This window comes from Sorangium sp. So ce385 (assembly GCF_051474135.1).
Lineage (GTDB): Bacteria > Myxococcota_A > Polyangia > Polyangiales > Polyangiaceae > Sorangium > Sorangium cellulosum_D.
Window position 1 is genome coordinate 236,702 of record NZ_CP150337.1, and the last position, 16,753, is coordinate 253,454.

Genomic DNA, 16,753 nt, shown 5'->3' on the forward strand with positions numbered 1-16,753 from the left:
GCGCGCGCGGTCGAGGGCGCGGGCGCGGGCGCGGGCCAGGCAAGCTCGGCCGGCCCCGGCGACGCCCGCGCGCCCGCGGCGAGGCGGTGCGATCCCGGGGCGCTGCTACGCTGAAGGAGCATGTCCGAGCCCACGTGGAAGAAGCTCGTCGATCAGCTCAAGGACCAGGGGCACAAGAGCCCGTACCTCGACCGCCTCCGGCAGCGCCTGCCCGCGGCCGCCCCGTCGGATCTCGCCGGCGAGATCCTCAGGGAGATGGCCTCGGCGCTCGGGCGATCCGAGGACAAGATCAACGTCGCGCTGCTCGAGCTCGAGCTGCAGGGCAAGGCGCTCGATGAGCTCGCCCGCGGCCAGGGCGCCGACGCGCGGGAGCGGGCGGCGATGATCGCGGCCTACAACCGGCAGCGGGAGGTGGCCGCACAGGCGCTCTGGGAGCTGCGCGTGCACCGGGAGGCGCTCGGGTTCCGGCGGAACGACGACCTGGCCGCGATGTACCCGATCCCGCCGAAGCGGGCATAGCGTCTCCTGTCACAGGGTGTCACCGGACACCCCTGTGACAGTGTGTCACCCGCAGAGATCCGCGGAGAGGGCGCGTCGGCGCGCCGGCCGTGCGGAGCGCGGGTGTCGCGGCGCCTCCGAGGCAGGCGCCGCGCGGCCGCGAGACGGCTCGATCTCCGGGGATCGGCGCGATCGCGCGCCTGGCCTGCCGGTTGCTGAGCGTGCCTCCGCGAGCGCGCCGTCGCGGTGAATCGACGGCCGCCCAACCCGAGGAGGACTCATCATGAAGCTCGATCGACGTGTGCTCGTCCGCCGGACCTTGATCGCCGCCGCCGCCATGTTGCCCATCGGCGCCGCGGTCGCCGCGAGCGTGCCGAACGACGCCGTGGCCGGGTGCCAGATCACGGTGCGCGTGCACAACTCCGGCAGCCATGGTTTCGATGTCAACTGGGATGCGAGCAAGGTGAAGGCGAAGGGCGGCACGTGGGACAAGCTCGCGAGGAACTCGTCCGAGCGGGTCGACCCCGGTGAGACGAAATCGATCGTTTACGGGGCGCTCTTCAACTGCGGCACGAACCGCCGGTACCAGATCCAAACGACCAGGGATGGCAACGACGAGACGACCTATTTCCCGGGCGAAACCACCTGGACGACAGACCAGACGCCCACGATCAACATCTCGAGGTGAACCTGCCGAGAGCGCTGCCCGGGCCTCGCCGGACGCGCATCGGCGTCAGCGCGAGCCGAGCGCCATCGCGTCCTGGATCGCCGCCACGGGCAGCCGCACGCGGGCGGTGACGCGGGCCGCGCCGGAGCCGAGCACCTCGGAGGAGACCGCGATCGGGATCGCGACCTCGCCGCGCGCCGGCAGCGTCGCGAGCCTGGCGAACTCCTTCGCGGCCTCTTCGATCGCCTCCTTCGTGTCCCCGCGCGCCGCCACCAGCGCGAGGCCCGCCAGCGAGAAGACCCCGCCGGCCAGCGTCCCGCGCTGCCGCAGCGCCTCCAGACCGGGCGCCGCGCCGAGCGTGCGCTCGTCGCGCCCCGCGTCGGCGGCGATGCGCAGCCGGGCCACCACGACGGCGTCGTCCTCGCTGAACCCGAGCCACGTCCGCTGGCCCGCGGGCACGACGTAGAGATGCGCCGTGTCCGCGGGCGGGGCGCCCTTCGTGGGCGGCTTGGATCGCAGCTCGACGTGCAGCGTCCCCGCGGGCAGCGCGGCGGGCGCGCGGACGATCGCGTACGCGATGGGCTCCCTGTCCTCGCCCTTGCTCGCGCGGCCCACCGGCGCGCCGCCGGGCGCGCCCGCGCCGCCCGCCGCCTGCGGGCTCGCCTTGCGCCTGTCCAGCTCCTCGCCGAGCAGGAGCAGCTCCTTCACCCCGGCGATCCAGGTCTCGGCCGGCTCCTCGACCGCGACCAGGATCCAGCTCTGCAGCGCCCGGCGCGCCGCCTTCTGCGCGCGCGCGTTGCCCTTGCCGGCCTGGTAGGCCGCGATCGCCCGCTCCGCCGCCGCGCGATCCCCGCCCGCACCCATCACGAGGGGGCCGCCCGTGAGCGCCAGCGCGTCGAGGCGCTGGATGAACCGATCGAGCATCGCCGCGTCGTAGCCGTCGCTCACCCAGTCGTCGCGCAGCGCCCGGAGGAGGGCCTCGCGCAGCGGGGTGAGCTCCGCGCGCGACGCGCCCTGGGTGTAGACGCCGATGGCCGTGTCGCCCGGCAGGCGCAGGAAGGCCGGCGGCGGGGCGGCGTCCGGCGCCACGGCCGGCACGAGGGCCAGCGTGAGGGGCGAGCGCCGGCTCGCGAAGCGCATGGTGAAGCCGACGTCGACCTCCGCGCCGCCCCACCTGAGGTCCACGCTCACGCCCTCGAGCTCGCGCAGCAGCGCGCCGCCGAGCTCCCGGCCCAGCGCCCCCGCGCGGTCGCCGTCGTCGCCCGCGTCGGCCTCGCTCTTCATGATCTCGCGGAGGGCCCACTCCGTGATCTCGATCCGCGCGTCCGCCTCGATCGGCTCCCGGCCCACGACGTCCACGAGGTAGGGCGCGGCGGCGGCGACGTCCTTCGCGTCCTCGGCGCAGAGCAGGCGCGCGCCGCCCCGGCGCTCGCCGAGATCGAAGGCGCAGACCAGCGGCGCGGCCTCCTCGTCGGGCTCCGCGTCGCGCGCGCGCTCCACGCGCAGCAGGCGCCGGTGCTGCTTGAGCACGAAGAGCTCGTGCAGCCGCGGCACCGCCTGCTCCGCGACCGACAGGGAGACCACGAGGCGCGACGTCGCCTCCGTGACGCCGAACCAGGCGGCGTCGATCGGCTTGTCCAGATCGACCACGTCGGCGAGCGCCGGACCCAGCGTTTGCTCGAGCAGCATCTCCGGTGCCATGGGGCCGGCGACCAGCAGCCACGCGCCGGCGCGCGTGCTCGCGACGAGCCGCGTGAGGTGGCTCCAGCTCCGCTGCGGGTCGGCGACCCGCAGCACCGAGGAGAGCCCTTCCGGCGCGGTCACGGGCGGCGCCGCCGCCGGGGCGGGCTGGGCGCGCGCCGGGGGCGGCGCCGGAGGCAGCGCCGCGACAGGGCCGCGCTGGGGGGCCGGAGCGCCGGCGCACGCGGCGGCGAGGGCGATCGGCAGCAGGAGGGCGGCTCGTCTCATAGAGCGCCGAATCGTCGCGCCCAAACGGCGCGCGTGGCAAGCGGCCTCGGCAGGAGCAGGCCCGAGGCGGCCGGCGGGGCTCATTTCGGCAGCTTCATCACCGTGCCGGCGGCGCTGTTCGTCCAGTAGACGCTCGTGGCGTCCACCGCGATGCCGAGCGGATGATCTTGCCCTGTCGCGAGCGTCGTGATGTCGCCGCCCCCGACAGGCACCTTCTTCACGGTCCCGTCATCGTTCGTCCAGTAGACGCTCTCGGCGTCGATCGCGAGCTTCCGCGGGTTGCGCTGCCCCTCCGCGAGCGTGAAGGGGCCGCCTCCATCGAGCGTGGCCTTCATGACGGTGCCTCCGTCGTTGGTCCAGTAGACGAAGGCGGCGTCCACGGCGATGTCCTTGGGCTTCGTCTGCCCTTCTGCCAGCGTGACGACGTCGCCGCCCTCGATCGGCACCTTCATCACGGTGCCCCCTTCGTTCACCCAGTAGACGTGGGTCGCGTCCACCGCGACGCCGAGGGGCGACTCTTGCGCTGTCGCGAGCGCGACGGCGTCGCCGCCCTGGACCGGCACCTTCATGACGGTGCCCTGGTCCGCGCTCGTCCAGTAGACGTTCGCGGCGTCGGCGGCGATGTCCAGGGGGTACGTCTGCCCACCCGCGAGGATCTCGAGATCGCCCTCGAGCGACGACTTCATGATGATCTCGGTGCCGGAGTCCGTGAAGTAGACCATGCCGCCGTGGAGCGCGACGCTCCGGGGGGAGAAGGGGGGATCTCCCTCGACGAAGACGGAGGCATTGCCGCCGCCGGCCGGCACCATCATCACCTTGCGAGCGACGGCATCGGCCCAGTAAGCGTTGGTGTCGTCGACCGCGATGTCCACCGGCTCGGTTCCACCCGACGCCAGGAGGAGGGGCTCGCAGCGCCCCTGCTCGCACGCCTCTCCGAGGCAGTAATGGTCGCAAGCCCCGCAGTGCTCCGGATTGGAGCGCAGATCCACGCAGAGACCGGAGCAGGAGACCTCGCCCTCGTCGCAGCCGGGCAGGTCGACCCCGCCGCTCCCACCCCCGCCGGAGGTCGCCGCGCTCGTGGCAGAGGAGCCATCCGGCGTGAATTCCCGAGGCTCGGGGGCACACGCGACGGCCAGAGTCAGCATGCTGATCATGAGGAAGCGGTTCATGGCGCGCATTGTACACGGAACGCGGGCGCCGTCCGGCCCGCCCGCCGCCGGGCGCGGCGCCGCGACGACTCCACCGTTGCCGGAGCGCGTGCGGCGCGGGATGAACGAAAAATCATCAACGAGATCGAATGGTTGGGCGTCGCGATGCTACCTCGCGCCCAGGGCCGCCGCGATGCCGGAGCGCAGGGTGCTGAAGGTGGCGATGCCGCGCAGATCGATGCCGAGCTGCACGAGGACGTGGGCCATGGTCGGCTGAATCCCGGTGATCAGCACGCGGGCCCCGAGCAATCGCACGGACTGCGCGGCGCGGATCATCGCGTTGGCCGCCTGCGTGTCGATCGTCTCCACGCCGGTGACGTCCAGGATCACCGTGGAGGCGCCCTCCTTCGCGACCCCGTGGAGCAGCCCTTCCATGATCTGCTCGGAGCGCCGGGTGTCGATCGGCCCGACGAGGGGCATGGCGAGCACGCCGGGCGCGAGGGGCAGGAGCGGCGTGCCGAGGGCGCGGATCGTCTCCTGCTGCGCCGCGATGAGCTCGGCGCTCCGCCGCAGCTCCGCGGCCCTGGCCTCGGCGGCCTGCCGCGCCCGCACCTGCTCGGTCAGCTCGACGCTGAAATGGCACACCCCGACGATCGCGCCCGCCCCGTTGCGAACAGGCGCGTACACGACGTTGAACCAACGTTGCTCGTCGCGGCCGGTCGCGGGGTCGCGGACCGCCACCGGGAGCTCGCTGGCGATGAAAGGATTGCCCGTGCGATAGACCTGGTTGAAGAGGTCGAGGAGCCCCTGCTCCTTGGCCTCCGGCGCGACCTCGACGAGCGGCCTGCCCAGGAACTCGCGGCCCGGCAGGGCGGCGCAGTAGGCCGGGTTCACGAAGGTATACGTGAAGTCGTCGCCCTGCCACATGGCGGTGGGCGCCGGCGACTGGTTCAGCACCTCGACCAGGCCCTGGTACCCCGCCCGCGCCTCGTCCAGCGCCGCCCGCGTCTGGCTCAGCGCCGCCCGCGCCTCCGCCAGCGCGGCCTGCGCGTCGGCCAGCGCGCTCTCCAGCGCGCCTATCTGCTGGCGCGCCGCGGCGAGGTCGGAGGTGGACGCGTCATCATGAACCACCTCTCCGTTCATTCGTTCTCCCTCAGCGGACCGATGTCAGGTCCTCGTTCCACGATTCACCAACGCTCGATGTGTCGTGCGCTACAAAGGACGATGGCGCGCTCCGGCGAAATATCGAGTCTATACCGCAGCAAGGGCTCAGCGTACAGGCTGAGGTGGCACATCGGCAGGACACCGCCTCGGCGCCTCTGTAGTGCGTCGCGCGACACCGGCCTGCATGGCCAGACCTGCGCTATCCGCGGAGCAGCACGTAGACGCCGGTGCCGAGCATCACCGTTCCGGCGGCCATGTTGAGCCTTCGTCTCGCCGTGGCGTTCTCGAAGAACGACGTCGCTCGCTCCGCCGCGTACGCATAGCCGAGCTTCACCCCGCCCACGACGACGGTGGCGGTCGACATGAGGATGGCCGTGTCGGCCAGGGACACCCGGGAGAGAGCCAGGAACGCGGGCATCGTGCCGAGCAATGCGACGATGTTGCCAGGGGTCATGGGTCGCGTCCGGAGCAACGAAGAGGCGCCGCGAGGGCGCCCGCCTCAGCGCGCCGGCTCGGTGTCCCCGTGGTCGAGCGCCGGCCACGCCGGCCGGAGCGGGAGGACGAGCGCATCGAACGGAGCGGGCAGGGACACGGGGGCCCTCGCGTGCACGCAGAACTCCCGGCCAGGCCCGAGCACCATCTGGCGCATCCACAGGCCGGCGCCCGCCTGGTCCAGGACCGGCGCGAGCCGGGCGAAGAGCTCACCGTAGGACATGCCGTCGGGCTTGCCGAACCAGTGGGCGCAGCCGGGCGCGCGCAGCGCTGCTCCGCCCCGCAGGCGGTACAGTCCCCCGGCCCCGCCGCTGGCAACAGCGGCGGCGGCATCGTGCGGCGCCGAGCGGCTGGCCGAGACCGCGGCCTCGTTCAATGCGCCGAGCGCGCCGAAATCTTGCACGAGGTACCAGTCCTCGTAGACGTCGCCGCCGCCGGCCGCCCAGGGAGCCCCGGAGAGCCCGACGCTGAACGACCCTAGAAAGCCTGGCGACGGCGCTGCGGCCAGGGCCGCGTGAAAGGCGCGCTGCCGGCTCTCGTAGTCCTTCGCGGCGGCCTGCGGCTGTCTCCAGTGCCAGAACACGTAGGCCAGCATTTCAACCCTTTTCCGAGGCTGGGTGCTTCATGTTCATGTAAACGCCGCCCGCCTCGAGCTCATCCAGCATCTGGAGAAGCCGTTTTTCCTTGGTCTCCTGGCGCTTCGCCCGGTCGATCCACCCGATGTAATCGTTCTGCTGGTAGTCAGGGCGCTGCTTGTAAGCAAGCATCAAGCCACGCTCGTCCAGCGCGTTCTTGACGAAATCCGGCATCGGGTACCTGGGCCGCTTCAGGCCTGACGAATCGGCGCTCATGGCCTCCTCGTTATACCGGTGACCGGCGCGGAGGTGAAGGGGCCCCGTCCGGTTCAGCAGGGCGGCCCGGCGCCCGGAGCGGACGGAGACGCGCGCGTCGGCCGGCCGCTCCGGGGCGCGGCCGGCCGCGCCGGTGCGCGTGCGCGGGGACCGCACCCCCGACGCTCACGGGATGCTGACGTTGATGCTCGTGAGGATCTGATTCTTCGGGAGCGAGCAGGTGACCAGGTACGATACGAATGGCCCCTTCATCGAGTCGGGCACCGTCACCGACTTCCATTGCGCTCCGGGCGCGATACTGAAATTGAGGTTGCCGACCTCGGTCCCATTCCAGTTGGTGGCCGTCACGGAGCAGAGGGTGGCAGGCCGGGTGGTGTCCCTGACGTTGACTTCGACCTCATTGATCTGCTCCCCGGTGGTGACGAGCGGGCAGGCCACGTTGACGCTTTGCAGTGCCTCGATGCCCATGGCCGGGTAGTACACCCGATTGGCGTGCTCCGGGGCCTGGGCGCGACAGATCCCGCCGTGGTGGTTCTGGACCGCCGCGTCGGCGACGGCGGAAACACTGAAGATGGTTCCCATGAGTGCGATGCTTTGAATGGTCTTCATGAGGTCTGTTCCTTGCTCTGTATCGCCTTCGTGCGACGCACGGCTCGGTGAGCCTCTCGGTCAGCTCGTGCCGCCCGAGCGCCTCACCGTTCGTCGATGAGGGTTTATGCGAGGCATGCGGCGCGGCTGACATCCATCGAAGAGCAGGGCAGAGCGCCCCCGCGGGGCCGATGCCCGATCGACCCAGGAGCCGAGCCGCCTCCCGGCGGCCGGAGCGACGTCGGGCGCGCCGCCCGCCGTTCCCCCGTCCGCGGCCGAGGCGACCCCGGCGAGGGGGTCGCCCCGGGGGGGACGCGGCCCTGGTGGGCGATGGAACTTTCGATGCCGTGGCGCGTCTCAGCTCGCCGGAGGTTCCGCCCGATGCCCCGACGTCGTGGTCTCTTCCTTGTGCTGTCCCTTCTTGGCCCGGCGCCGCTCTCCGCCGGGTGTGCCCGGCCGATCGACGCCCCGGACGGCACCGCGTACGTGCTGCTCGATCCCGCGGCGCGCGCTCGCTGGACCGTGGAGAGCGACGGCTGGCGCGGCGCGCCGGTCCTGCCGGTCGCCCTCGACGCCGCGGAGCCGGCCCTGCTGCGCGGCCCCGGGGGCGCGGAGGTGCTCGAGCTGCGCGGGGGCATGCTCGCGCACGTGCGCGGCGGAGGCGGCGAGGTCCGCTGGCTCGCGGTGGGCGAGGAGGCGCGCTACGACCGCCTGACCGTGCGCGCCAGCGAAGCGGCCGCGGCGGCGCTCGCGGCCCTCGTCGATGGGGAGATCACCGCGTGGCGCGACGGCCTGTGGACGCTCGCCGCGCCGGACCTGCTCGATCGCGGCTCCTTCCTCGAGCCGCCCGCGGGCGTGATCGAGGCCCTGCCCGACACGCCGCGCGATCGCGCCTCCTTCACGCCCTCGGCCTCGCAGGAGGCCCTCGACGCGCTCGCCGCGCCGGCCGCGGCCGCCGCCGGCAGCGCGGCCGGCGCGCAGGAGCCTGGCAGCGCGGAGGCGGAGCTGGTCGGCCTCTACGCCGCGGGGCTGCGGACGCTCCTCCTGGACGCCTCGGGCGGCTTCACGATCGAGGACCGCTGCACCGGCGCGGTGATCGCGACCGGCGACTACTCGGCCGCGGGCGATCGCGTGACGCTGCGATCCCGCGGGGCGGCGCCGATCGTGCTGGGCCGGGATCGGGAGAGGCTGCTCCACCCGGACTGGGCGGAGTTCGCGCCGCTCGCGCCCGAGCCGTCGCGGCGCGCCGAGCCCGAGAGCGAGTTGATCGACGATGCCGGCGCGGTCGCCGGCGAGGAGTGACCATGAAGCGCAGGCATTTGCTGGGAGCGACTGCAGCTGGGCTCGCGGCCACCGCGTGGCCGGCGTTCCTCCGCGAGGCGTTCGGCGACGGCGCCGCGTGCGACGAGACGGGCAAGCCGGCGGCCGCCGCGGGGTCGCTCGTCCAGGTCTCGGCGGCGTTCCGCCGCGCCCGGCAGGCGAAGCGAGCGCTGCTCGTCTTCGTGATCCCGGCCGACGACAACGCCAAGTGGGAGCGCGGCCACGCGTTCGGCGAGCTGCTCAACTTCGGCGCGGACCGGGATATCGCCCCGCTCGCCGGCGTCGAGGTCGTCTGCGCGACCATGGCCGATCTGAAGAAGCTCGTGCCGAGCGCAGGCGACGGGGAGCCGCTCCTCGTGGTGGTCAGGACCGACAAGGTGCCCGTCGCCGCGACGCAGCTCGACGTCGCGCTCCCGAGCTACGACGGGATGCGCCTCATGACCGGGAACCGGGAGGAGCTGCTGAAGCGCGACGACGCGATCGCGGCGAAGCGGATCGGCGCGCTCGGCGCGCTGCTCCGCAAGGGCCTCGGCGCCGGCGCGGACAACCTCGAGGCCCGGGCCGCGAGCGTGCGGGCGCGGCTCGTGAAGGCGCCGCCGGCGGGCGCGCGCTGGGCGATCGCCAGCGGATGCGGGACCGAGGTCGAGGGGGTCGACGAGACCGGGCTGATGGCTTGCGGCATGGGGCATGTGCCCTCCAAGTCCCGGCGTTTCCTCTACTTCTTCGCGGTCGAGGGGCGAGGGGCACCCCCGCGTTGATCCCGGTCGGCCTCACGCTCCAGCCCGACGCGGCGTTCCTCGATCTGCTCGGCGAGGCGATCCTGCGCGACGCCGACTACTACGAGGTGGCGCCCGAGACGCTGTGGCGCGCGCCGGACGACGCCGGGGCCGATCTCCAGGAGAACGGCTTTCACCGCCGCTTCGCCGAGCTCGCGCGCCGGTCGGATCGGCCGTTCGTCGCGCACGGCGTGGGCTTCTCGATCGGCGGCGCCTCGGCCGCAGACGCGGGCCGGCGCGCCCGATGGCGCGCGGCCCTCCGGCGCGATCACGCGATCTTCCGTTTCCGCTGGTACACCGATCACCTCGGGGTCAGCGCGCCGGCCGGGCTCTCGGCCGGGCTGCCGCTCCCGCTGCCGATGAGCGCGCACAGCGCGGCCGTCGCCCGCCGCGCGCTCCGGGAGATGCAGGCCGTCGTGGAGGACGTCGGCGTCGAGAACAGCGTCAGCTACTTCGTGCTCGGCGATCCGCTGGATGAGCCGCGCTTCCTCGGGCGCATCCTGAGGGCGCCGCGGACGCACCTGCTGCTCGACCTGCACAACGTCTTCACCATGGCGCAGAACTTCGGCTTCGATCCGGCGGAGTACGTGGCCCGGCTCGATCTGGCGCGGGTCATCGAGATCCACCTGTCGGGCGGCGGCCCGAGCGATCCGGGCTGGCTGCCTTCCGGCCGGGTGATGCGGCTCGACGGCCACGACGACGCCGTGCCGGAGCCGGTGTGGCGCCTCCTGGAAGAGGTCGCGCCGCGGTGCCCGAACCTGCGCGGGGTGACGCTGGAGCGCATGGAGGGCACGGTGCAGGGCGCGGCCGACGCGGCCGCCGTGCGGGAGGAGCTGCGCCGCGCGCGGCGCGTGCTCGGCCGGCGCGGGGGGCGCAGGTGACGGGGCGCGCGGCCGGCCGGAGTGCAGGGGAGCGCGCGGCCCGCGGCGGCGCGGCGGGGCGCGCGAGCGGCGGGGGGGCAGGGGAGCGCGCGGCGGCGCGGCTGACCGGGGCGCAGGCGCACGCGCGTTACGAAGCGCTGGTGGCCCGCGCGATGACCGCCGAGGACCCCGTGGCCGCGCTCCGCGCCGCGGCCGGAGATCCGGCGCTCCCGCCCGCGCTCCGGCGGGCGCTGATCGCCGCGGACGAGGACGGCGTGCGGATGTCGGCGCTGCTCGTGGCGCGGCTCCGCTTCGAGCGGCTCCTGCGCGGATCGCCCGAGGCCGAGGCGTGGTTCGACCGCGATGCTGCGGAGTTCAGCGCCGCGTTCCGGCGCTACCACGCCGAGGTGCCGCCCACGGCCTTCTTCCCTCCGGGCGAGGCCGGCCTGTTCCGCCGCTGGATCGAGGCGCGCTCCGCCGCGCAGGTCGACCCCGGGCAGATGCAGCCCGCCTTGGATGCCGTCGTCCAGACGCTCGCGGGCGCGGCGGAGCCAGCCGACGCTGGCCCTGCGAGCGACCCCCGATGGCGAGCTCGGTGAGCCGGTCCATCGGGTCCCGCGGGTCAGGAATCCCGCCAGAAACACCGGTCGACGACGAGCTGCCGCCGGAAGCAGCAGCGATCCTGACACGGGTCCTGCCCTTCTTCCTGCTCAGCCTCGTCGGCGCCGGCATCGCGCGCGGCTCCCCGACGCCGAGGCCGTGCGCGGTCTCTCCGTCTACGTCCTCTGGCTCGGCTTCCGCGCTCCTCCATCGCTGGCGCCAACCTGGATCGACCGCCTCACGGCGTCGTCATGGACGGCGCGGGAGCGCACGATGCGGGCGTGCGGGCCCATGGCTGGGTCCGTGATGAAGTGCCACAGCACCCAGGTCCACGAGCGGTGCGAGACCAGCGTGTCGTAGTGGCGCCTGGCGATGCGGTGCAGCGCGGGCAGGCGCCAGCCGGGCACGTTCATGAAGTCGTGGTGCTCGACGTGGTAACCCACGTTGAACGTCACGTGGTTGAGCGGCCCATAGTAGCTGTAGGTCTCCTGCTCGGGCGCGTACACGTAGTGCTCGTGCACGAAGTGGCCGGCCACCGGGTGCAGGCTGTGGCCGATCAAGGTCGACAGCAGCAAGTAGGTGAAGCCGGGCGCGCCGAGCAGGCGCCACGAGAGCCACGCGGCGGGCAGCTGGATGGCCAGGTTGATCCACTCATCGCGGGTCGGCAGCTTGGCGAAGCGCGCGGCGCGGCCCAGGTAGGCCACGAAGTAGAAGAACAACCACAGGAACTTCCGCGCGCGGCCGGTGCCGATCAGGCGCACCTCGAGCGAACGCGGCAGATCGGTGTCCTCGCCGGCCACACCGAGCAGCGCGTGGTGCGCGAGGTGGTAGCGGCGGAAGCTCATCGCCACCGGCAGCACCATCGGCAGGTTGGCGATCAGCGCCAGCAGCTTGTTCGAGCGCGCGCGGCGCGCGGCCAGATCGTGCGCCGCTTCGTGGATGGCCATCGCGCACCAGTGCGAGAGCACCGCGCCGAACGTCGCCGCCGCCAGCGTGACCACCCAGCAGCGCGCGCCGAGCACGCCGAGCAGCCAGGCGACGGCGAACTGCGCGAGCACCACCGCCAGCGTGACCGCGATGGTGCGCCGATCGTAGCCGAACAGCGCGCGGATCTCGGGGTGCTCGCGCAGGATACGGCGCCGGCGCGCGCGGTGTGGCTCGGCGCGCGTGACCCATTCGAAGGAACGCATGCGCCTCGATCTAGGCAGCGCAACCGGCGCCGCCCATTCGCATTCCCGGCGCCGCGCCCGCGCGCGCCAGCGGCCGTCAGTCGGGCCGCAAAAAGCCGTACAAAAGCCGGGTAAGCTCGGCCTGCGCGGCCGGCGCGCGCAGCATGTCGCCCTCGCGGAAGGCCGCCATGCCCAAGGTGTTTCGCATTGCGTGGAGCAGGAAGAAGCCGCCGAGCTGCGGATCCACCGCGCGGGTCTTGGGCCGGATGCGCACCAAGAGCTCCGCCAGCGCGGCCTCGGCCTGGCGATCGGCGTCGGCGATCAGATCGAAGTCGCCCACCCGCACGAACCACTTCATGAGCGCCTTTGTCACGCGCGCGTGGGCCAGCTCGAGCTCGATCAGCCGGCCGGCCAGCCGGTGCAACGCCGCGTCCAGCGGGAGCGGCTCGACCTCGTCGAGCACCCGGCGGATCTCGGCGAAGCGCTTTTGCACGAAGCGGCGCAAGAGCGCCGCGACCAGCGCCTCGCGGTTGGGGAAGTACTGATATAACGAGCCCACGCTGACGCCGGCGCGCTCGGCGATGTGCGTGGTCGATACACGGTTCTGCTTCGCCTCCTCTTCGCGCTCGATCAGCTGACCGGCGGCCTCGAGGATGGCGTCGACCGTGCTGCGCGAGCGCTCCTGGCGCGGATCCTTGCGCGGCTTCTGCGGCGATGTGGTCACGCCGCACATTCTCGCACGGCCGCCGCTGGCCGCGTGAGGCCGACGTGCCGGGCGGCGCTGCACCTCATGAGGAGAAGGCATCCGCGAGGGAGGTCGACCAGCGTCGGGCGGTTCGTCTCCATCGCTGCTCCCCAGCAGCGCACCTCGCCGGACGCTGACGGTCAGTCCTTCAGCGCGCAAAGATGCAAAATGAAGAACATGTGTTCTTTTCGCGCGTTTGCGCCTTTGCGTTGCGCTCTCTCTCCGGATCTCTGGCGGGACTGCTGGCGGGTGGAGCTAGCTCGAGCTCCTCCAGAAAGCCTGAGCGCCCCCCGCGCTCACGGCGTCGTGACGGCCCCGCACGTATGGCGCGCGAGCTGCTCTTGCGTGAGCGTCCGGAGCACGTCGACCAGCGCGGCCACCCCGTCCGGAATCGGGACGCAGCCCGGCGCTTCCCCGCATTCGTAACCGACATCGACGACCGCGTCGTCGACCTGGATCCGGAACAAGCTCCCGTCCACGGGTCGCGCGTCTCTCCCGTACAGCACAGGCGCCGCCGCGAGCGCCGCGACGACATCAGGATGGCCGAGCGCATTCGCGACGTCGCCGGCGCTCACCCCCTCCTCGCAGGCTTCGAGCTCCTGCGAGCACGTCATCAGCAGCGTGTCGCCCCGGATCGCGCGCCGCTCGAACGAGAAGTCACGGCACGGCGAGAGCGCGCTGGTCTCCTCGTTCGGGGTGAACCCACCGAAGTATCCCCAGCGGATCGTGTCCTCCACGCAACCGCAGCCGTCCGAGCCGCCGCTCCCGTCGGAGCTCGACCCGTTGCTCCCGCTGGAGCTCGAACCGCCGTCCCCGGGCAAGCACCCCGTGGCCCATCCCCCCAGAAGCCCGCTCGCCACAAGCATCAATCCCCAGTAATTCCGCATTTCAAAGCCTCCGGCCGCGGCCGCGGCAAGATCCGGACCGGGCGCGCTGTCTCGACGAAGAGCCCGCTCGACCGCTGGGTCGTATGACATCGGCGCCCGGTCGGCCAGATCGTGCCGTCACACCACGAGCCGGTGGAACGCGTCGACGACCCGTCGCTCCACGCTGCCGTGCGCCGCTGCTCGAACCGCGCTGCGCGCCGTCGCGCGCGCCGGTGTAGCCTGACCGCATGCGCGCCCGCCGCCTCCGCCACGCCCTCGCCTTCGCCGCGCTGGCGGCCGGCGCCGGCATCGCCGGGTGCTCGTGGCGGGCGTCCGAGCGCCCCTCCGCGCCGCACCAGGACGCCGCGAGCGCGGCGGTGCAGCCGTCCGCCCCGCCGCCTCCCTCCGCCAGCTCGGCCGCGGGCGAGCCGGCGCCCGGCGCTGCGCGGCAGGAGAGCGCGCCGGCGGGGCGGCCTCTCCTGCTCGTCACCGATCGCGCGGCGCTCGCCGAGCTCGAGGCCGCGGGCCTCGACTTCGGCGCGGTGCTCACCGGCGCGCCGCGCGCGCCGGCCGCCCTCTCCGCGCTGTACCGCACCCCCGAGCTCGCGTCGGTCGCCGGCGTGCTCGCGGAGGATCTGCGGCAAGTCCAGCGCGCCGATCCGAGGAGCGGGACGAGCGTCGCGCGCCACGCGCACCGCCTCTTCGACGAGCGGTGGCTCTCCGCGGAGGGCGCCCGCTTCGAGCTCATCGGCGTGGTGAACCGGATGGATCGCCGCCCGTTCCACGCCTCGGCCTGCGGCGAGACCCGCCTCGTGTACCGGCTCGCCTACGCCGTGAAGCCCCCGGACGGCGCGGCCGGCGCCGCGGCCGCCGCCTCGCGCCTCCCGATGACCGCGGCGTTCGAGCTCCTCGCCCCCGGCGGCGACGCGCCCGCGTGCCGCCGCCTCGCGCAGGCCTGGTCGCGCGCGGCGGAGCTCTCCGGCCCGGCGCTCGCCCGCTGGCTCACCTCGGCCGGCGGCCCGCTCGCTCCCCCGGCCGTCGATCGCGCGAACCTCGCGCGGCTCGTGGTGAACCTGCAGAGCGTCCGCTGGCCGTCCACCGTGCGCCCGGACCTCGGCGGGCACGCGGAGTACGTGCTCCGCGCCTTCCGCTGGGACGCGCGCGCCGGGCGCTACGCGCCCCTCGCCCTGGAGAACACCCCCGACGTCGCCCGGATCGCCCGCGACCCGAAGCAGCGCGACCGGCTGCGCGCCTGGCTGTCGGCCCCCGAGAACCTCGCGCGCATCGACGAGGGCACCGCGCTCCTGCCCGGCGAGTTCCTCGCGACGAAGGCGCTGTCGGCCACGCCCCACGGCCTCGCGCGCCGCGCCAACCGGCCGTTCCGCGTCCTGTTCGAGCCCCGCGACTTCGCCGGCGTCGATTTCGGCGGCCTCTCGCGCGTCCGCTCGCCGGAGGGGCTGCTCCGGCGGCTCGACCAGATGACCTGCCCCGGGTGCCACCAGAGCGGATCGATCGCCGGCTTCCACCTGCTCGGGCAGGAGCCTCCCGGTCGCGTCCACGACGCGCTCGCCGCCGCCGAGTCCGCGCACCTCGCGGGCGATCTCCCGCGCCGGCAGGCGGTGGTCGAGGCCGTCGCCCGGGGCGCGGCGCCGGACCACGGCGTGCCGTATCCGGAGCGGGCCGACGGCGCCCGCGCCGGGTACGGCGCCCGCTGCGGGCTGGGCGACCCGAGCTTCGCGGGCTGGACGTGCGCGGAGGGGCTCGTGTGCTCCGCGTACGATGCGCCGCGCGAGGACCGGACGACGGTCGGCGTCTGCCTGCCGGCGGCGCCGGAGGTCGGCGACCCCTGCCAGGTCGGCGCCGTCGTCCCCCACGCCGACCCGCACCGCGACCGCGCCGCGGCGGCGCAGCCCGGGGCGTGCCCGCCCGCCGCGGTGTGCAACACGAGCCCTGTCGGGTTCCCCGGCGGCATGTGCACCGGCAGCTGCGGCGCGCTCCCGGCGGAGGGCGTCTGCGGCGCCATCGCCGTGCTCGATCCGTTCAACCGCTGCCTCGCGCGCGGGACGCCGTTCACCGAGTGCTTGAGCCGCCACGTCGCGCCCGCGGGCCTGCGCCGCTGCTCGAGCGAGGCGCCCTGCCGCGAGGACTACGTGTGCGCCAGGACGAGCTCGGGCGAGGGCGCCTGCATCCCGCCGTACTTCCTGTTCCAGCTCCGGGTCGACGGCCACGCGGTGCCATGAGCCGCCCGGCGCCCGCTGCGCCGGGGCCGAGGAGGCAGTCCACCTGGGCACCGGGAGCCTCCGGACCGCGCGCCTCGCCTCCAGCGAGGGCGAAGCGCGGGCGCGATGGCAGCGGGGACAGGCTTCGTGGGTCGACGATGCATGACGCGCGAACCCCTGGGCGGGGATGGGTCATCCGCTCGTCTGCCGGCTCGAGCCCGCCGCCATCCCGTGAACGGCCGCAAAGCCGCGATCGATCAACGCGATGAACGCGGCGTTCGCCTTCTTCGCCGAGCCTCCGCGCTCGAACACGCGGATCCCCTCGCCGTACGCCGTGCGCCACGTCAGCACGACCATGCCGGCGACGAGCCGCGCGAGGCCATCGGGCTTCGGACCAGCGAGCTCGATCGCGAGCCCCTCGACCACCTCGTCCCCGATTTCGCGGAGCCGCGCCTTGAGCGACGGGCTCGCCGCAACGACGCGCCACCAGCCGACGGTCTGGCTGTCGATGCGCGCGAACGGATGCTTCTGCTCGCACAACCTGTCGACGAGGCGGCGGAGCGCGTCGAGCGGCGACTGCCCTTGTGGCCTCTCGCCGATGGCCTCGCGCAGGAGCTGCTTCACCTCGTCCTCGCGATCCAAGAGGAGGTCCTCCTTGCGCGCGAAGTAGTTGAACACCGTCATCTTGGAGACATCGGCGGCGGCGGCGATCTCTTCGACCGTCACCGCGTCGAAGCCGCGCGCGAAGAACAGCTCCGTGGCGACGTCGGAGATCCGCTGCCTGGTCTCGCGCTTCTTCCTTTCGCGGAGCTCGCCCATGGA

The 16,753-nt window shown here is 73.4% G+C and carries 18 protein-coding genes; 7 read left to right on the top strand and 11 right to left on the bottom strand.

Annotation, left to right across the window (positions count from 1 at the left end):
- The first annotated feature begins 120 nt into the window (after nucleotides 1-120).
- Nucleotides 121-519: a hypothetical protein gene (locus WME83_RS00860; RefSeq protein WP_437317359.1), complete on the top strand. Its 399-nt coding sequence runs from the start codon at nucleotides 121-123 to the stop codon at nucleotides 517-519.
- Nucleotides 520-781: 262 nt separating this feature from the next.
- Nucleotides 782-1,186 carry a hypothetical protein gene (locus WME83_RS00865; RefSeq protein WP_437317360.1) on the top strand — a complete coding sequence of 135 codons (405 nt, stop codon included), beginning with the start codon at nucleotides 782-784 and terminating at the stop codon, nucleotides 1,184-1,186.
- Between the two features lie 45 nt (nucleotides 1,187-1,231).
- Here the strand turns inward: WME83_RS00865 and WME83_RS00870 are convergent, their stop codons facing one another.
- From WME83_RS00870 to WME83_RS00900, 7 genes are all read right to left on the bottom strand, one after another.
- Nucleotides 1,232-3,133 carry a hypothetical protein gene (locus tag WME83_RS00870; RefSeq protein WP_437317361.1) on the bottom strand — a complete coding sequence of 634 codons (1,902 nt, stop codon included), beginning with the start codon at nucleotides 3,131-3,133 and terminating at the stop codon, nucleotides 1,232-1,234.
- Nucleotides 3,134-3,213: 80 nt separating this feature from the next.
- Nucleotides 3,214-4,302, bottom strand: a complete 1,089-nt coding sequence (locus WME83_RS00875; protein ID WP_437317362.1) for a hypothetical protein — start codon at nucleotides 4,300-4,302, stop codon at nucleotides 3,214-3,216.
- 147 nt (nucleotides 4,303-4,449) lie between these two features.
- Complete coding sequence (locus WME83_RS00880) at nucleotides 4,450-5,412, bottom strand: STAS domain-containing protein (protein ID WP_437317363.1); 963 nt, start codon at nucleotides 5,410-5,412, stop codon at nucleotides 4,450-4,452.
- Between the two features lie 232 nt (nucleotides 5,413-5,644).
- Nucleotides 5,645-5,899 (bottom strand): hypothetical protein, encoded by a 255-nt coding sequence (locus tag WME83_RS00885; RefSeq protein WP_437317364.1) that lies wholly within the window; start codon nucleotides 5,897-5,899, stop codon nucleotides 5,645-5,647.
- Between the two features lie 45 nt (nucleotides 5,900-5,944).
- Nucleotides 5,945-6,532, bottom strand: coding sequence for a hypothetical protein (locus WME83_RS00890; protein WP_437317365.1), 588 nt, complete (start codon nucleotides 6,530-6,532; stop codon nucleotides 5,945-5,947).
- Nucleotide 6,533: 1 nt separating this feature from the next.
- Nucleotides 6,534-6,788, bottom strand: coding sequence for a YdeI/OmpD-associated family protein (locus WME83_RS00895; RefSeq protein ID WP_437317366.1), 255 nt, complete (start codon nucleotides 6,786-6,788; stop codon nucleotides 6,534-6,536).
- Between the two features lie 165 nt (nucleotides 6,789-6,953).
- A complete protein-coding gene (locus WME83_RS00900; RefSeq protein WP_437317367.1) occupies nucleotides 6,954-7,397 on the bottom strand; it encodes a hypothetical protein in 444 nt (147 codons plus the stop codon).
- A 360-nt stretch (nucleotides 7,398-7,757) separates the two neighbouring features.
- Between WME83_RS00900 and WME83_RS00905 the strand changes: the two genes are divergently transcribed.
- The 4 genes from WME83_RS00905 to WME83_RS00920 all read left to right on the top strand — a co-directional run bounded on the left by WME83_RS00905 (nucleotide 7,758) and on the right by WME83_RS00920 (nucleotide 10,931).
- A complete protein-coding gene (locus WME83_RS00905; protein ID WP_437317368.1) occupies nucleotides 7,758-8,678 on the top strand; it encodes a hypothetical protein in 921 nt (306 codons plus the stop codon).
- Nucleotides 8,679-8,680: 2 nt separating this feature from the next.
- Nucleotides 8,681-9,454, top strand: coding sequence for a hypothetical protein (locus WME83_RS00910; protein ID WP_437317369.1), 774 nt, complete (start codon nucleotides 8,681-8,683; stop codon nucleotides 9,452-9,454).
- Nucleotides 9,451-10,353 carry a DUF692 domain-containing protein gene (locus tag WME83_RS00915; RefSeq protein ID WP_437317370.1) on the top strand — a complete coding sequence of 301 codons (903 nt, stop codon included), beginning with the start codon at nucleotides 9,451-9,453 and terminating at the stop codon, nucleotides 10,351-10,353. Before WME83_RS00910 ends, WME83_RS00915 begins: the two co-directional genes overlap by 4 nt.
- Before the next feature lie 140 nt (nucleotides 10,354-10,493).
- Nucleotides 10,494-10,931 (top strand): hypothetical protein, encoded by a 438-nt coding sequence (locus tag WME83_RS00920; RefSeq protein ID WP_437317371.1) that lies wholly within the window; start codon nucleotides 10,494-10,496, stop codon nucleotides 10,929-10,931.
- Nucleotides 10,932-11,108: 177 nt separating this feature from the next.
- On the opposite strand, the gene WME83_RS00925 is transcribed toward WME83_RS00920, so the two are convergent.
- The 3 genes from WME83_RS00925 to WME83_RS00935 all read right to left on the bottom strand — a co-directional run bounded on the left by WME83_RS00925 (nucleotide 11,109) and on the right by WME83_RS00935 (nucleotide 13,706).
- The gene (locus WME83_RS00925) at nucleotides 11,109-12,122 is read right to left on the bottom strand and encodes a fatty acid desaturase (RefSeq protein ID WP_437317372.1); all 1,014 of its coding nucleotides are present in this window, start codon (nucleotides 12,120-12,122) and stop codon (nucleotides 11,109-11,111) included.
- A 76-nt stretch (nucleotides 12,123-12,198) separates the two neighbouring features.
- On the bottom strand, nucleotides 12,199-12,825 hold the full coding sequence (locus WME83_RS00930; RefSeq protein ID WP_437317373.1) for a TetR/AcrR family transcriptional regulator: 627 nt from the start codon (nucleotides 12,823-12,825) through the stop codon (nucleotides 12,199-12,201).
- Nucleotides 12,826-13,142: 317 nt separating this feature from the next.
- The gene (locus tag WME83_RS00935) at nucleotides 13,143-13,706 is read right to left on the bottom strand and encodes a hypothetical protein (RefSeq protein ID WP_437317374.1); all 564 of its coding nucleotides are present in this window, start codon (nucleotides 13,704-13,706) and stop codon (nucleotides 13,143-13,145) included.
- Between the two features lie 254 nt (nucleotides 13,707-13,960).
- Between WME83_RS00935 and WME83_RS00940 the strand changes: the two genes are divergently transcribed.
- Nucleotides 13,961-15,952 carry a hypothetical protein gene (locus WME83_RS00940; protein WP_437317375.1) on the top strand — a complete coding sequence of 664 codons (1,992 nt, stop codon included), beginning with the start codon at nucleotides 13,961-13,963 and terminating at the stop codon, nucleotides 15,950-15,952.
- A gap of 171 nt (nucleotides 15,953-16,123) precedes the next feature.
- On the opposite strand, the gene WME83_RS00945 is transcribed toward WME83_RS00940, so the two are convergent.
- Nucleotides 16,124-16,750 (bottom strand): TetR/AcrR family transcriptional regulator, encoded by a 627-nt coding sequence (locus tag WME83_RS00945; RefSeq protein WP_437317376.1) that lies wholly within the window; start codon nucleotides 16,748-16,750, stop codon nucleotides 16,124-16,126.
- Nucleotides 16,751-16,753: the final 3 nt, after the last annotated feature.

What these genes read in the sequence shown, in the direction of transcription:
- WME83_RS00860 (WP_437317359.1), top strand. Translation starts at nt 121, where the DNA reads ATGTCCGAGCCCACGTGGAAGAAGCTCGTCGATCAGCTCAAGGACCAG.
- WME83_RS00865 (WP_437317360.1), top strand. Translation starts at nt 782, where the DNA reads ATGAAGCTCGATCGACGTGTGCTCGTCCGCCGGACCTTGATCGCCGCC.
- WME83_RS00870 (WP_437317361.1), bottom strand. Translation starts at nt 3,133, where the DNA reads ATGAGACGAGCCGCCCTCCTGCTGCCGATCGCCCTCGCCGCCGCGTGC.
- WME83_RS00875 (WP_437317362.1), bottom strand. Translation starts at nt 4,302, where the DNA reads ATGAACCGCTTCCTCATGATCAGCATGCTGACTCTGGCCGTCGCGTGT.
- WME83_RS00885 (WP_437317364.1), bottom strand. Translation starts at nt 5,899, where the DNA reads ATGACCCCTGGCAACATCGTCGCATTGCTCGGCACGATGCCCGCGTTC.
- WME83_RS00890 (WP_437317365.1), bottom strand. Translation starts at nt 6,532, where the DNA reads ATGCTGGCCTACGTGTTCTGGCACTGGAGACAGCCGCAGGCCGCCGCG.
- WME83_RS00895 (WP_437317366.1), bottom strand. Translation starts at nt 6,788, where the DNA reads ATGAGCGCCGATTCGTCAGGCCTGAAGCGGCCCAGGTACCCGATGCCG.
- WME83_RS00900 (WP_437317367.1), bottom strand. Translation starts at nt 7,397, where the DNA reads ATGAAGACCATTCAAAGCATCGCACTCATGGGAACCATCTTCAGTGTT.
- WME83_RS00905 (WP_437317368.1), top strand. Translation starts at nt 7,758, where the DNA reads ATGCCCCGACGTCGTGGTCTCTTCCTTGTGCTGTCCCTTCTTGGCCCG.
- WME83_RS00910 (WP_437317369.1), top strand. Translation starts at nt 8,681, where the DNA reads ATGAAGCGCAGGCATTTGCTGGGAGCGACTGCAGCTGGGCTCGCGGCC.
- WME83_RS00925 (WP_437317372.1), bottom strand. Translation starts at nt 12,122, where the DNA reads ATGCGTTCCTTCGAATGGGTCACGCGCGCCGAGCCACACCGCGCGCGC.
- WME83_RS00940 (WP_437317375.1), top strand. Translation starts at nt 13,961, where the DNA reads ATGCGCGCCCGCCGCCTCCGCCACGCCCTCGCCTTCGCCGCGCTGGCG.
- WME83_RS00945 (WP_437317376.1), bottom strand. Translation starts at nt 16,750, where the DNA reads ATGGGCGAGCTCCGCGAAAGGAAGAAGCGCGAGACCAGGCAGCGGATC.